Origin of the sequence: Methylophilus luteus (genome assembly GCF_042676265.1) — a bacterium.
Lineage (GTDB): Bacteria > Pseudomonadota > Gammaproteobacteria > Burkholderiales > Methylophilaceae > Methylophilus > Methylophilus luteus.
Window position 1 is genome coordinate 234270 of sequence record NZ_JBHTKB010000002.1, and the last position, 13024, is coordinate 247293.

Here is a 13024-nt window from a genome sequence, read left to right on the forward strand (position 1 = left end):
TGGCAGCTGAATTGCAGGACTGTGCCATGACTGATGCAGACAGTGACTGGCAGCCGCTGGCCGCCGAGCAAACCGGCCGTGAATTTGCAGTGACGCGCTGGCGTGACGGTGAATCGTCAGCTGTGGTCGTCGATACGCTGGCGCAGGAAGTGCCGGTCGCATTGGTCTATAACGGCATTTCGCATGTGGTCATGCTGGCGACCCCGGCCGACCTCGAAGATTTTGCCTACGGTTTTTCATACACCGAAGGCATTATCAGCGAACGGTCGCAGATTTACGGCATAGACGCCAAAGCTATCCACCAGCAAGGCAACGGCCAGTTGCGTGGCATTGAGTTGCATATAGAGCTCGCCAGCGCGCAGTTTGCAGCGCTCAAGGAGCAACGGCGCAATCTGACCGGGCGTACCGGCTGCGGTTTATGCGGCGCGGAAAGCCTGGAACAGGTATTTAAAATGCCGGCGCAAGCCAACATACCTGTGCCCGCCTTGTCATTGCAGGTCATCGATGCCGCCATGGCACAACTGAAAACACTGCAACCGCTACAGCAGCTCACTGGTGCCACCCATGCCTGTGCCATTGTGAATCACCAGGGGCAGGTATTACAGGTGCGTGAGGATGTAGGCAGGCACAATGCACTGGATAAGCTGATAGGGTCATTGCTGCGGCAATCCGGCGATTCAGGCGAACTTGATTTCACCAAACTATGGCGCCAGCACTGGGTATTGACCACCAGCCGCGCCAGTTACGAAATGGTGCAGAAAGTGACCATGACCGGTGGCCGGGCGCTGGTGGCTATTTCAGCCCCGACCGCGCTGGCCGTCAGCCTGGCTCAGGAATACGATTTTTTACTGGTCGGTTTCGCCAGGCCTGGCCAGTGTGTGGTCTACCACGGCGCATTGGCGGCATTAGGCTGACAGCTGGCGCTAATCAATTGTTGAGTTGAAAAGAGCACGAGATGGAAGTAGATAAATTAATCAAAATGGCCAACCAGATCGGTGACTTTTTTGAGGGCAACCCCGACGCTGAAGATGCCAAGCTGGAGATCGCCGGGCATCTTAAAAAGTTCTGGAACTCGGTGATGATCAAATCACTGGTGGCGCATGTGCAACAGCAGCAAGGCGCGGGTTTACACCCTAAAGTACTCGCTGCTATTCAGCAGCATATGCAGGCCTGAATTCTTGCAGTCGCGCCCGTAAACTAGCGCCGTTGTAGCAGGCGGTAAGACTCCCTGCTTTGGCGGCTTTGTTCACCTTCCCAGATCAGCGACCATTCTCCGCCCGGTGACGCATGGCGTTTGCCAGGCTGGTCCTCTATCAGTAACAGGTCACAGTTGCCAGATGCCGCTGTCAGGCGTATGCCGGCATGATAGTGCAGCAGGTCAGCTTGCGAAGAGCCGATATTATGGCTGCTGATGCAACGATATTCAGCGGGCATGTGCTGGCGCAAATCTGCAAAGATAGGCTGGTAGGTGCGTGCCGCTTCTATCATAGGCAGCCATAAACTCATGAATACCGTCCAGGCGCAGGTCATGCCTATCGCCCAGTTGGTGGCGCTGGAGCGGTTGGAGTGTTTGGAACGTATCACGCCAGATAACCAGATCAGGGTCACCGCCACCGCGATGGTGCCGTACAGCACGCTGAGTTGTATGGTTTGCAGGCCGGATAAATAAGCCAGGCGCTGGTAAAGTTTGACCGGGTTGCCGGTGAGCATGGCCCACCAGCCTAGCCAGGCGATGGCGATCAACAGGCCGAATAAGATCAGTCCGAACCAGTTCAATGCGCCAGCGGCGCCGCGTTTCAGCGTTTCTATGCTGCCTGCCGCCAGTGCGGTGAGCGGGATCAGCAGAGGCAGGGCATTCACTTCACTGCGGTCACTAAAAAAACCGATCAGGATAAACGCCAGCACAAAGAAGATCAGGCAAAGCTGAAAGCGATAGGTGTGCAGCACTGCATGCCTGAAGCGCCAGATGCCCCACATGGCCAGCGGTAAAGCCGGCCAGGCATACCAGGCCAGCGTGCGCATAAAATATACGTGCTTGCTAGGTATCTGTATGCTCACCTGGGTCGGCCACCAGCTCGCCCATAAGGCTGGCGCCCACTGCTGGCATAACCAGCACCAGATCAATATACCCGGCAAAGCCAGTGCCAGGCCTGACAATAATGCACGTTTGGCGGCCGCATGCTGGCAGATCACAGGTAAAAACAGCACTGCTATGGTGGTGGCTATGATCATGGTGGCTGGTAGCAGGCCGGCCGCTAAAAAGGCGATCAGTAATCCGCCGGCGAGCAGCCACATGGCGCGTGCTGGTTTGCGCAGCACCAGGGTCAGCGCATAAAACGCCATGCTGATGCCGCTGAGCGCGGCCACTTCCGGCATGATGGTATGCGCGCTGACCACCAGCCCCAGACAGCCGATAAAAATAAAGTTGGTCTGGCGCCCGGCGCCCAGGTTCCACAATTCGCGGCCACTCAGGCCCATCATCAGCAGTGTGACCAGCATCCACACCCCGACACTGAGTCTGGCGGCATCGTGTATAGGCAATAGCGGCGACAGGGCTTGTGCAAACCCGGTGGCTACCCAGTAGAACAGTGGCGGTGTTTCCAGTGTCGGATGGCCGGCAGAGACCGGCGCGACCCAGTGGCCATCAGTCCAGCTGCCGGCAGAAAGGAAAGGGTGGTCTATCAGGCTCTGGATGATGCTGGCAGATTGGGACTCATACGGCTTCCACGGCGAGTGACCGATCAGGCCTACACACAGCCAGATGGCACACAGCAGGATCAGCAGATGTGTTTTGGCGCGTTCCCCCACTTTGGCGCGCGGGGTGGCCATGTTTTCCTGCCAGTCGTGATCAATAAAAAACTGCATCTGTCAGCTCGTTTTATGGTATTTCAGGCTGTATCTTAACGTAAACATCAAGACTAGCCAGCATGCGTTGAAAACAAAAAAGGCAGCCATGCTGCCTTTTTGATAGTGCTGACACCCAATTACATGCCGTATTTCTGGCGGAATTTCTCAACGCGACCAGCGGTATCCACGATCTTCTGTTTGCCAGTGTAGAACGGGTGGCACTGTGAACATACTTCGATGTTCAAGTCTTTGCTGCTGGTAGAACGGGTTTTGAATTTATTGCCACAGCTACAGGTGACGTTAATTTCAGGATATGTTGGGTGAATGTCGGCTTTCATGCTTTCTCTCTAATCTTTAAGCAGTTGCGGTAAGCGCGCGATTATCACCCAATTCATTGCATTAAGCAATAGATGCAGGGAAATAATTTTGACGCGCTGGCGGTTTAGCCTCTGCGCATGCTGTCAAAAAAGTCGTTATTGGTTTTAGTGGCCTTGATTTTGTCCAGCAAGAACTCCATCGCCTCGAGGTCGTCCATAGGATAAAGCAATTTGCGCAACACCCAGATTTTTTGCGGCACATCTTTGTCCAGCAGCAGCTCTTCGCGGCGGGTACCGGATTTGTTGACGTTGATGGCAGGGTAGATACGTTTTTCGGCCATGCGTCTATCCAGATGGATTTCCATGTTGCCGGTACCTTTAAATTCTTCGTAGATCACATCATCCATACGCGAGCCGGTATCTACCAGCGCAGTCGCGATAATGGTCAGTGAGCCGCCTTCTTCTACGTTACGCGCCGCACCAAAGAAACGCTTGGGTTTTTGCAGTGCGTTGGCATCCACACCACCGGTCAATACTTTGCCAGAAGATGGGATGACCGTGTTGTAAGCACGGGCCAGACGGGTGATGGAGTCAAGCAGAATGACCACATCTTTTTTGTGCTCAACCAGGCGCTTGGCTTTTTCCAGCACCATTTCCGCCACTTGCACGTGACGGGTCGCCGGTTCATCAAAGGTTGAGGCGACGACTTCGCCACGCACCGAGCGGGTCATTTCTGTCACTTCTTCCGGGCGTTCGTCTATCAGCAGCACGATCAACACACAGTCAGGATGGTTGGCAGTGATGGCGTGCGCCACATTCTGCAGCATTACTGTTTTACCACTCTTGGGGCTGGCAACCAGCAAAGCGCGCTGGCCGCGGCCTATAGGCGCGATCATGTCTATCATGCGGCTGGTGATGTTTTCTTCACCGCGGATCTCGCGCTCCAGTGTCAGCGGTACGGTCGGGAACAATGGGGTCAGGTTCTCGAACAGGATCTTGTGTTTGGTGTTCTCAGGCGCTTCGCCGTTGACGCTATCGACTTTGACCAGCGCAAAATAACGCTCGCCATCTTTAGGTGTGCGGATCTCACCCTGTATGCTGTCACCGGTATGCAGGTTGAAGCGGCGGATCTGCGAAGGCGAGACATAAATGTCATCCGGCCCGGCCAAGTAAGAAGTATCTGGCGAACGCAGAAAACCAAAGCCGTCAGGCAATACTTCTAACGTCCCGTCTCCAAAAATGCTGTCGCCTTTTTTTGCTTTGTTTTTCAGGATGGCAAAAATCAGGTCCTGCTTGCGCATGCGGCTAGCATTTTCGATTTCGTTACTGGTGGCCATTTCTACCAGTTCGGTAACAGGGAGGTGTTTGAGGTCGGATAAGTGCATGAGTGACTCGCTAGATTGAGAGACGCCGGAGAGTGGGAAAGAAAAACCCGGTTTCTAGGCTGTTGAAACCGGGTAGGGTGTCTTAAATATTGCTATCGATAAACGCGCTGAGTTGGGACTTGGAGAGTGCGCCTACTTTGGTGGCTTCTACATTGCCGTTTTTGAACAGCATTAAAGTAGGAATACCACGGATGCCGTATTTAGGCGGCGTATTCTGATTATCATCGATATTCAGTTTGGCAACTTTGAGGCGGCCAGCGTATTCTTTGCTGATATCATCCAGAATAGGCGCAATCATTTTACAAGGGCCACACCACTCTGCCCAGTAATCAACCAATACGGGAACCGTAGATTGCAGGACTTCCTGTTCAAAGCTGGCATCGCTTAAATGGGTAATGTTGTCGCTCATTATTGCCTCGTAAGAATGGGTGGAGAATAAATAGAGTGGAATTAAACAGAAAAATTCTGATTAGTGGCGCTAAAAATTGTTGGGCTTAAATTGTTTGAGTTAGTAATTTGCTGTAAATATGAAATTACTAAATGTGTTTGCGATAAGTATAGCAACACATTTCCAGCAGAATCAAGTCTTTTTCTATACATATACTATGATGGTAGCAATAGTGTGGTTTTCAAGAGCAGGCTGTTAATTCCAACTGATGGTATTTAATGCAACATAACATTTACAGACTATGGATCATGGGTTTGCTGGGCCTGCTGTGGGCCAATAGCCTGCTGGCCGAACTGCCCGCGGCATGGGTGATGCAGGACACTGCCGGTCACAGCCATCAGCAGTCTCAATATAAAGGCCGCTGGCTGGTGGTCAACTACTGGGCGCCCTGGTGCCCGCCCTGCCTGCAGGAGATGCCGGAACTGGTGGCCTTTTATGACGAGCACCGCCGGCAAAATGTCATGGTGCTGGGGGTGGCGGTGCAGTACAAGAGTGAAAAATCAGTCAGGGATTTTGCCGAAGATATGCTGATCTCATTCCCGGTCATTTTAGGTGACGCTCAAAACAAGGCAGTGCCGCAACCTGAAGTACTGCCTACGACTTATATCTACCATCCCGATGGGCGGCTCTATAAAGTAAAGCGCGGCGCTGTCAGCAAGCACTGGCTGGAGCAGTTGCTGAAAGACGCCGCGGCTGCGGATACCGGAGAGCTTAAGCCTCGATAGTCACCGCTTCACCAGCCGGGTTAATGATGCTGAGCTGGTTTTCCTTGGCAAACTGTATCAATTGCTCGAAACCTTCCGGGTTGACCTGTTTCAGTTTCATGTCTACTGAAAGGCTGCGCACATTATTCACCAGCTTGGGCTTTAAGTAAGGCGAGTAGCGTAGTTTCTTGTCCACGCCAAAGCTGGCGTAAGTGCTGCACATGCGGTCCACCCAGTCGCTGGGGCGAAAGGGTTTTCCGGCAAGTGTGATGCCTTGGATGATGATTTCCTGGTCTTCCATTCAGTTTCCTTAAAGCTTAGGCTATTGAAAATTTATTTAAAATAAAATTTATTTAGAGTATTCAAACACTTTAACCACTTTGCTCACGCCTTCAGTGGTTCTGGCGATCTCCACCGCATCATTGGCTTCTTTTTCCGAGACTATACCCATCAGGTAGACCAGTCCTGCTTCAGTCACCACTTTCACCACATTGGCCGGGAACAGGTTTTCACTGAGGAAGCGCGCTTTCACTTTGGTGGTGATATAGGCGTCATTGCTGCGGTCACTGATAGAAGAAGTGAAACCTACGGTGATGGCATTGTGTATGTCACGCACATTGGCGACCTCGCGGGTCAGCGTTTCTGCCTGCGCCTGTTGGCCTGCATTCGGCACTTCGCCAGTCAGCAGCACGATGCGGTTGTAACTGGTCACGTTGATATGTGAAGACTTATCCATATATTGCGAGATGCGTTTCAAGGTTTTTAATTCTATATTCTCATCTTCAACGTAAATGCCAGAAGAGCGGCGATCAGCGGCCATGGCGCCACCTGCAGCTGCACCGCCCACGATAGCGGGAAAACAGCCACTCAGCTGTGTGCTGATCAGTAACATGGCAATAACAGAGATTTTTTTGGCGTGGATTTTTTGATTCATGAGTTTCCTTGTTCTACGATAAAAACTTAGGATCACGAGATGAATCGTGACAATGAGTAGTGTGACAGCAGGTAATAAATAAAATTCTACGCTTTTTATGTGTCTATTGCATTACGAATCCAGTTGGGTGAGTCGTAACTGTCGTTGTCAAACAGCACCACGTCAAAGCGGCACGGGCTGCTGGCGTTAAGATTTTGCAGGTAGTGCTGGGCCGCACGTATGAGTTTTTGCTGCTTGTGCGGGTGTATGCTGTCGGCGGCACTGGTGAATTTAAGGTTGCTACGCAGCCTGACCTCTACAAATACCAGCTCCTGATTGTCACGCATGATCAGGTCTATCTCGCCAAAGCGGCAACTATAGTTCTGTTGCAGCAACACCAGGCCCTGCCGGGTAAGAAACCTGGCCGCCGCCGCTTCTGCCGCGATACCTTTGTTGTTCTGGTTAAGCTTCATCCTGCTTAGCTGCTGATGATCCTGGTCTGCTCTGCATTTTTAGCTCCCGCTTGTATGCTGCCATTTCTATATTACTTAGCGAAACGCCCGCTATGCCTTAAAATACCGCCATGAGTGAACCGGGTACATTATATGTGGTGGCAACACCGATAGGCAATTTGGGCGATATCACCCTGCGCGCGCTGGAAACCCTGAAACAGGTGGATGCGATCGCCGCCGAGGACACCCGGCATAGTGTGGGCTTGTTGCGGCATTTTGGCATCAGCAAACCCCTGATCGCCGTGCATGAGCATAACGAGCAGCATTCGGCCGAAGCTTTGCTTAAGCGCCTACAGGCCGGCGAGTCTATCGCGCTGGTCACCGATGCAGGTACCCCGGCAGTGAGTGACCCCGGTGCCGTGGTAGTGCAGGCCGTGCGCGCCGCCGGTTTGAAAGTGGTGCCTATCCCTGGCGCCAGTGCAGTGATCGCGGCCTTATCAGCCTCTGGTATCACCCAGGCCGGCTTCTGCTTTGAAGGTTTTTTGCCCGCCAGCGGCTCGCAACGCCGCAAGCGGCTGGAAAGCCTGAAAGCGGTGACTGTCACCCTGGTGCTGTACGAAGCCCCGCACCGTATCGTCGAGTGCGTGCAAGACTTGCTCAGCGTTTTTGGCAGCGAGCGTATGCTGACCGTGGCGCGTGAACTGACCAAGACCTTTGAGACCATACACACCAGTCACCTGGCCGGCGCGGTGGACTGGTTACAGGCAGATAGCAACCAGCAGCGCGGCGAGTTCGTGTTGCTGATACACCCGGCCCCGGTTGAGAAGCAGGAGGGGCTGGATGAGAACACGCAACGTATACTCAAGCGCCTGCTGCAGGAGCTGCCGCTGAAACAGGCGGTCGCCCTCGCCACGGATATCACCGGCCACAAGAAAAACGAACTCTATGAAGCGGCACTGGCATACAAGGCCGCTGTATAACTTTTTAAGACGATGATGCAAACATGACTACCCAACTGACGATCACCCGCCCCGATGACTGGCATCTGCACCTGCGCGATGGCGACACTTTAAAAGCAGTTCTGCCCGATACCGCCAGGCAGTTTGCCCGCGCCATCGTCATGCCCAACCTGCGCCCGCCGGTGGCAAGCGCAGAGGCTGCGCGTGACTATCATGCGCGTATCAAACAAGCCTTGCCGGCCGGCCTGGATTTCGAGCCGCTGATGACTTTGTACCTGACCGACAATATGGCGGCGCAAGAGATCACGCGCGCGCACCAGTATGGCGTAGTCAAGGCGGTCAAACTATATCCGGCCGGTGCCACCACCAACAGTGATTCCGGCGTCACCAGCCTGGCCAAATGTGCCGCCGTGCTGGCAGAGATGGAAAAGCTGGGCCTGCCATTGTTGATACACGGTGAAGTCACGGATGCCGAGATAGACGTGTTCGACCGCGAGAAAGTGTTTATAGACCGCCATTTGCAGCCTTTGCTAAAAGATTTTCCCGGCCTGAAAGTGGTGTTTGAACATATCACCACCCAAGATGCCGCCGAGTTTGTGGCGCAAGGCCCTGGCAATCTGGCGGCTACCATCACCGCGCATCATTTGCTTATGAACCGCAATGCTATGTTCACCGGCGGCATACGCCCGCACCATTACTGCCTGCCGGTGCTCAAGCGCGAAACGCACAGGCAGGCACTGGTCAAGGCGGCGATCTCCGGTTCAGCCAAGTTCTTCCTGGGTACAGATAGCGCGCCGCATCCAAAATCGGCCAAGGAAGCCAGTTGCGGATGTGCCGGTATGTATACCGCCCATGCCGCCATCGAGTTGTATGCCGAAGCCTTTGAAGCGGCAAGCGCGCTGGACAAGCTGGAAGGTTTTGCCAGTTTTTACGGGCCGGACTTCTATCAGCTGCCGCGCAACACTGATAAGGTCACTTTAAGCAAACAAAGCTGGCTGGTGCCGGAGACTATACCGTTTGCCGATGATGTGCTGGTGCCACTGCGTGCCGGTCAGTCCATCGCCTGGAAGCTGCTATAAAAGTTGCTGGCAGTGCCAGCTGCTTGCACTTTGCCGGCGCTGCTGCCAGGTAACTGAGCTCTACAGCTGCCAGTTAATGGCCGTTTGCCCGCGCGACACCAGGTAGTCGTTGATCTGTGAAAATGGGCGGTTGCCAAAGAATCCGCGGTGCGCCGACAATGGTGACGGATGCACGGACTTTAAAATCAAATGTTTAGCCGGGTCTATCATGGCCCCTTTTTTCTGCGCATAACTGCCCCACAACACAAACACCAGGCCCTCGCGCTCTGCATTGAGAGCGGTGATTGCCGCATCGGTGAATTGCTCCCAGCCGCGGTTCTGGTGCGAACCGGCAGTCGCCATCTGCACCGTCAGGGTGGCATTCAGCAGCAGCACGCCCTGGTCTGCCCACGGCGTCAGATCGCCACTGCCACTCATGCGTATGCCTATATCTGCCTGTATCTCCTTGAAGATATTCATCAGTGAGGGTGGTAAAGCCACGCCTGTCTGCACTGAAAAACTCAGGCCATGCGCCTGCCCCGGCCCGTGGTAAGGGTCCTGCCCTATGATGACCACGCGCACCTGATCAAACGGCGTATGGTTAAAAGCGTTGAAAATAAGCGGCCCGGGAGGGTATATGGTTTTGCCTGCCGCTTTCTCCTGCTGCAAAAACGCCTTGAGCGAAAGCATATAAGGCTTGTCGAGTTCATCGCCAATTTTTGCTTGCCATGAGGGGTGGAGTTGACCGGTTTTTTCTGCTGAAGTCATCTTGATTTTTTTGCTAAGAAACTGCTTTTTAAGGTGCGTCTGTTTAATCTTTAAGCTGATTTTGTCTAGCGATGGCAGCCTTACGCAAGAAAGCTGCCACTTGCTCTACCCATGCCAGGCGTTGCGCCGGTGTCAGCGCTCTGAACGCCGCCATGCGCTCATCGCTCAGGTAGTAAGTTCTGTCTTCTCTTTTAAATGGGCCTTGCATAGCGCTAACCTTGCAAACGGTGCAGACGCTCAATAACACTTGAATCGATCGCTCTGCCTGCCGCCTGTTTGAGCGGGATCAGGCTCAATGAGTGTAATTCTTTAGTGAATAGGCCGGCAAGTGTTTTTTGCTTCGTGTTAAACTGCCGCCTGAAGCCAACCAGACAGTCGCCGCTTAGCAATTGCTAGGGGGAGGAAAGTCCGGGCTGCACAGAGCGGGATGACGGCTAACGGCCGTACGCTGAAAGCTGGTAACAGTATAAGGTGAGGAATAGGGCCACAGAGACGAGCGTATTAAGTTACGGTGAAACGCGGTAACCTCCATCTGCAGCAATATCAAATAGGCTGGCATTTTACGCAAGTAATAAGGCGTGGCTCGCGCTGCCAGCGGGTAGATAGCTTGAGCGTGTGAGTAATTGCGCGCCTAGAGGAATGACTGTCGCCACGCAAGTGGATACAGAACCCGGCTTATCGGTTGGCTTTACTTTCTTTTTTTGTCACTTGGTCTGCTTTTCCGCCGTCTGTCGGTTTTGCCACTGCGTCAGCGCGGCAACGATGGTTTTCTCGTTGTAACCGCGTACTACTTCTCCGTCTATCAGCAATACCGGTACACCATTTCCGGCCAGGCGCTGGTATTGGCTACGCCCCTGTTCCGAAGTCTCTATATTGTATTCCTTATATGGCACCTGCTTTTGCGCCAGCAGGGCGCGGGTTTTTTCGCAGTACGGACACCAGTCGGTCGCGTATAGCGTCACCTCGCCTTGGCCAAAGTCCGGCGCTGGCGCAAGGTAATACAGCAGGCCTCGCCATTCCATGGCGAGCAGGATACCTAGGCCTACCAGAAAAAACTTCAATTTGTGTGACATATGTGTGGGTGCAGTCTTAGCTTCCAAGCTGAGTATTCGACCAGTGATTCGACCAGTTTTAAGCTAAAAAATGGCAGTAAAACTAAAATTTTTTAATTATTCAATATTTTCAATGGGATAGCTATTTTTATTAAACGAATTTGTTTGTTTAATGCGCCAATGTGTTGATTTAAATTGACTTGTTAAAATGTCGTAAGTCTTTGTCTTTAAAGAAATTTTTCCACCAAAGTGCTTGCCAAGCACTTTTATTTTATCTATAGTGTGCAAAAGGGTGATTTTGTGTTGAATTGTGGGAAATTTTCTCATAAACGAACGCAAGGTGTGAAAAAGGACAGTCAGGTAAACATGTTTCGCGGTGCGGTACAGTTAAGTTTGGATGCTAAAGGTCGGCTCAGTGTGCCAGCCAAGCATAGGGACGCCCTGACTGCGGGTGGCCAGGGTGAGCTGGTGCTTACCGCGCACCCGCACCGATGCCTTATCCTTTACCCCCAGGCCGCCTGGGAACCCATAGAAACCAAACTGACCAGTTTGTCTAGTTTCAATCCTCAGATCAGTGGTATACAGCGCATGATAGTCGGCCAGGCCGATGTCATGCATCTCGATTCTGCCGGCCGCCTGCTGGTCAATGCCGTGCTGCGCAAATTCGCCCATCTGGATAAAGACGTGATGATGGTCGGCCAGGGTAGCCATTTTGAGCTATGGGATGTCGCCGCCTGGGATGAGCAGTTGGAAAAACTGATGTCCACTGATCAACTGCAGATCCCGCAAGAACTAGAGGGATTCTCACTATGATGACGGGCGCGAAGTCAGCGCCCGCGTCTTCGACGGAAACGTCTGTGTCGCCAGCCGCCAGCCACATCACGGTGTTATTGCATGAGGCTGTCGCTGCGCTCAATGTGCGTGCCGATGGCGTTTACGTCGACGGCACTTTCGGACGTGGCGGCCACAGCCGCCTGTTACTCTCCAAGCTGGGTGCCAAAGGCCGTCTGATCGCGCTGGATCGCGATCTGGCAGCGGTCGCACACGCAAAAACAATAGACGATGCGCGGTTCAGCATCGCCCATGTGCATTTTTCCGGCATGACAGCGGTATTGGCTGAGCTGGGTATAGACGCGGTAGATGGTATTTTGCTCGACCTGGGCATTTCGTCACCGCAGATAGATGAAGGTGAGCGCGGTTTCAGTTTCCGTTTTGACGGGCCGCTGGATATGCGTATGGATCAGAGTCGTGGCAAAACTGCCGCCGAGTGGTTGGCGACTATTTCAGAGAAGCAATTGGGTGAGGTGATAAGGGATTATGGTGAAGAACGGTTTGCTAAGCAGGTTGCAAGGGCGATTGTTAAGGAGCGCGAAGATGGGCATGCCATCACCACTACGGGACAACTTGCCAAGATCGTGGCAGGCGCCATCCACAAGGTTGAGCCGGGCCAGAACCCTGCAACGCGCACATTTCAGGCTTTACGGATTTTCGTCAATCAAGAGCTTGAGGAACTCTCGCTAGTGTTGCCGGATTGTCTGCGCCTGTTGCGTGAGCATGGCCGGTTGGCAGTGATCAGCTTTCACTCGCTGGAAGACCGCATCGTCAAGCGTTTCATCCAGTCCGAAATGGATAGGGATAACTTGCCCAGTGGCTTGCCGGTGCGTGCCGTAGACCTGCCGCAGCCGCGTTTGCGGGCCATAGGTAAAGCCATCAAGCCAGGCAAGGCCGAGGTGTCGGCTAATGTGCGTTCACGCAGTGCGGTGTTGCGCGTGGCTGAACGCACGCACGTGCAGTAACGGGTGCAGTGACTAAATGATACGCCTGAACCTGATCTTATTTGCTGTCACCATCGCCATGGCGTTGGGCGTGGTGACAGCGCAGTACAAAGCGCGCAAGTTGTATTTTGAGCTGGACCGGCAGGAAATGCTGACCAAGCAATATATGACAGAGTATGACCAGTTGCAGATAGAACAGAGTACCTGGGCCATGCATTCGCGCCTGGAAGAATTCGCCACGGCGCGTTTGCATATGCACAGCCCCAGCATGCAGCAAACGCAGGTGATGGTTATAGACCTGCCGGCAGCCCCTGTGGTTGCGCCGGCAGCGCCGTAAAGCGGTGAG

The 13024-nt window shown here is 53.4% G+C and carries 18 protein-coding genes and 1 other RNA gene; 9 read left to right on the forward strand and 10 right to left on the reverse strand.

Translation table 11 applies throughout. The features are described from left to right. Positions 1-26: 26 nt before the first annotated feature. Together fdhD and ACFQ1Z_RS10655 are read left to right on the forward strand one after the other, a co-directional pair. The gene (gene fdhD / locus ACFQ1Z_RS10650; protein ID WP_379057531.1) at positions 27-914 is read left to right on the forward strand and encodes a formate dehydrogenase accessory sulfurtransferase FdhD; all 888 of its coding nucleotides are present in this window, start codon (positions 27-29) and stop codon (positions 912-914) included. Between the two features lie 41 nt (positions 915-955). Next, the gene (locus ACFQ1Z_RS10655) at positions 956-1174 is read left to right on the forward strand and encodes a formate dehydrogenase subunit delta (protein ID WP_379057532.1); all 219 of its coding nucleotides are present in this window, start codon (positions 956-958) and stop codon (positions 1172-1174) included. A gap of 23 nt (positions 1175-1197) precedes the next feature. Here ACFQ1Z_RS10655 and ACFQ1Z_RS10660 read toward each other — a convergent pair whose 3' ends face one another. The 4 genes from ACFQ1Z_RS10660 to trxA all read right to left on the reverse strand — a co-directional run bounded on the left by ACFQ1Z_RS10660 (position 1198) and on the right by trxA (position 4958). Beyond that, entirely contained in the window at positions 1198-2865 is a 1668-nt protein-coding gene (locus ACFQ1Z_RS10660) for an ArnT family glycosyltransferase (protein ID WP_379057533.1), read from the reverse strand. A gap of 119 nt (positions 2866-2984) precedes the next feature. Then, the gene (rpmE, locus tag ACFQ1Z_RS10665) at positions 2985-3185 is read right to left on the reverse strand and encodes a 50S ribosomal protein L31 (protein ID WP_379034476.1); all 201 of its coding nucleotides are present in this window, start codon (positions 3183-3185) and stop codon (positions 2985-2987) included. Between the two features lie 104 nt (positions 3186-3289). Beyond that, positions 3290-4549, reverse strand: a complete 1260-nt coding sequence (gene rho / locus ACFQ1Z_RS10670; protein WP_379057534.1) for a transcription termination factor Rho — start codon at positions 4547-4549, stop codon at positions 3290-3292. An 82-nt stretch (positions 4550-4631) separates the two neighbouring features. Beyond that, positions 4632-4958, reverse strand: a complete 327-nt coding sequence (gene trxA / locus ACFQ1Z_RS10675) for a thioredoxin TrxA (RefSeq protein ID WP_019883507.1) — start codon at positions 4956-4958, stop codon at positions 4632-4634. 257 nt (positions 4959-5215) lie between these two features. Between trxA and ACFQ1Z_RS10680 the strand changes: the two genes are divergently transcribed. Then, positions 5216-5722 (forward strand): TlpA disulfide reductase family protein, encoded by a 507-nt coding sequence (locus tag ACFQ1Z_RS10680; RefSeq protein ID WP_379057535.1) that lies wholly within the window; start codon positions 5216-5218, stop codon positions 5720-5722. On the opposite strand, the gene ACFQ1Z_RS10685 is transcribed toward ACFQ1Z_RS10680, so the two are convergent. From ACFQ1Z_RS10685 to ACFQ1Z_RS10695, 3 genes are all read right to left on the reverse strand, one after another. Next, positions 5709-6002 carry a DUF3579 domain-containing protein gene (locus ACFQ1Z_RS10685; RefSeq protein ID WP_379057536.1) on the reverse strand — a complete coding sequence of 98 codons (294 nt, stop codon included), beginning with the start codon at positions 6000-6002 and terminating at the stop codon, positions 5709-5711. The genes ACFQ1Z_RS10680 and ACFQ1Z_RS10685 overlap by 14 nt on opposite strands. Positions 6003-6050: 48 nt before the next feature. Beyond that, the gene (locus ACFQ1Z_RS10690; protein ID WP_379057537.1) at positions 6051-6635 is read right to left on the reverse strand and encodes a BON domain-containing protein; all 585 of its coding nucleotides are present in this window, start codon (positions 6633-6635) and stop codon (positions 6051-6053) included. Between the two features lie 95 nt (positions 6636-6730). Then, positions 6731-7087 carry a YraN family protein gene (locus ACFQ1Z_RS10695; protein ID WP_379057538.1) on the reverse strand — a complete coding sequence of 119 codons (357 nt, stop codon included), beginning with the start codon at positions 7085-7087 and terminating at the stop codon, positions 6731-6733. Positions 7088-7197: 110 nt separating this feature from the next. Between ACFQ1Z_RS10695 and rsmI the strand changes: the two genes are divergently transcribed. Both rsmI and pyrC read left to right on the forward strand, forming a co-directional pair. Further along, positions 7198-8046, forward strand: coding sequence for a 16S rRNA (cytidine(1402)-2'-O)-methyltransferase (gene rsmI / locus ACFQ1Z_RS10700; RefSeq protein WP_379057539.1), 849 nt, complete (start codon positions 7198-7200; stop codon positions 8044-8046). Positions 8047-8069: 23 nt separating this feature from the next. Next, on the forward strand, positions 8070-9104 hold the full coding sequence (pyrC, locus tag ACFQ1Z_RS10705) for a dihydroorotase (RefSeq protein ID WP_379057540.1): 1035 nt from the start codon (positions 8070-8072) through the stop codon (positions 9102-9104). Between the two features lie 60 nt (positions 9105-9164). Here the strand turns inward: pyrC and ung are convergent, their stop codons facing one another. Both ung and ACFQ1Z_RS10715 read right to left on the reverse strand, forming a co-directional pair. Then, a complete protein-coding gene (gene ung / locus ACFQ1Z_RS10710; RefSeq protein WP_379057542.1) occupies positions 9165-9851 on the reverse strand; it encodes a uracil-DNA glycosylase in 687 nt (228 codons plus the stop codon). A gap of 43 nt (positions 9852-9894) precedes the next feature. Continuing rightward, a complete protein-coding gene (locus tag ACFQ1Z_RS10715; RefSeq protein WP_379057543.1) occupies positions 9895-10059 on the reverse strand; it encodes a hypothetical protein in 165 nt (54 codons plus the stop codon). A gap of 151 nt (positions 10060-10210) precedes the next feature. On the opposite strand from ACFQ1Z_RS10715, the gene rnpB reads away from it, so the two are divergent. Next, an RNA gene (rnpB, locus tag ACFQ1Z_RS10720) (RNase P RNA component class A) lies at positions 10211-10545 on the forward strand. A gap of 10 nt (positions 10546-10555) precedes the next feature. On the opposite strand, the gene ACFQ1Z_RS10725 is transcribed toward rnpB, so the two are convergent. Further along, positions 10556-10924 carry a glutaredoxin family protein gene (locus ACFQ1Z_RS10725; protein ID WP_379057544.1) on the reverse strand — a complete coding sequence of 123 codons (369 nt, stop codon included), beginning with the start codon at positions 10922-10924 and terminating at the stop codon, positions 10556-10558. Positions 10925-11269: 345 nt separating this feature from the next. On the opposite strand from ACFQ1Z_RS10725, the gene mraZ reads away from it, so the two are divergent. The 3 genes from mraZ to ftsL are packed head-to-tail and all read left to right on the forward strand — an operon-like array spanning position 11270 to position 13015. Continuing rightward, positions 11270-11716, forward strand: coding sequence for a division/cell wall cluster transcriptional repressor MraZ (mraZ, locus tag ACFQ1Z_RS10730; RefSeq protein WP_379058004.1), 447 nt, complete (start codon positions 11270-11272; stop codon positions 11714-11716). Next, on the forward strand, positions 11713-12699 hold the full coding sequence (gene rsmH, locus ACFQ1Z_RS10735; RefSeq protein WP_379057545.1) for a 16S rRNA (cytosine(1402)-N(4))-methyltransferase RsmH: 987 nt from the start codon (positions 11713-11715) through the stop codon (positions 12697-12699). Before mraZ ends, rsmH begins: the two co-directional genes overlap by 4 nt. 16 nt (positions 12700-12715) lie before the next feature. Beyond that, positions 12716-13015 (forward strand): cell division protein FtsL, encoded by a 300-nt coding sequence (ftsL, locus tag ACFQ1Z_RS10740; RefSeq protein WP_379057546.1) that lies wholly within the window; start codon positions 12716-12718, stop codon positions 13013-13015. The last annotated feature ends 9 nt before the right edge of the window (positions 13016-13024 follow it).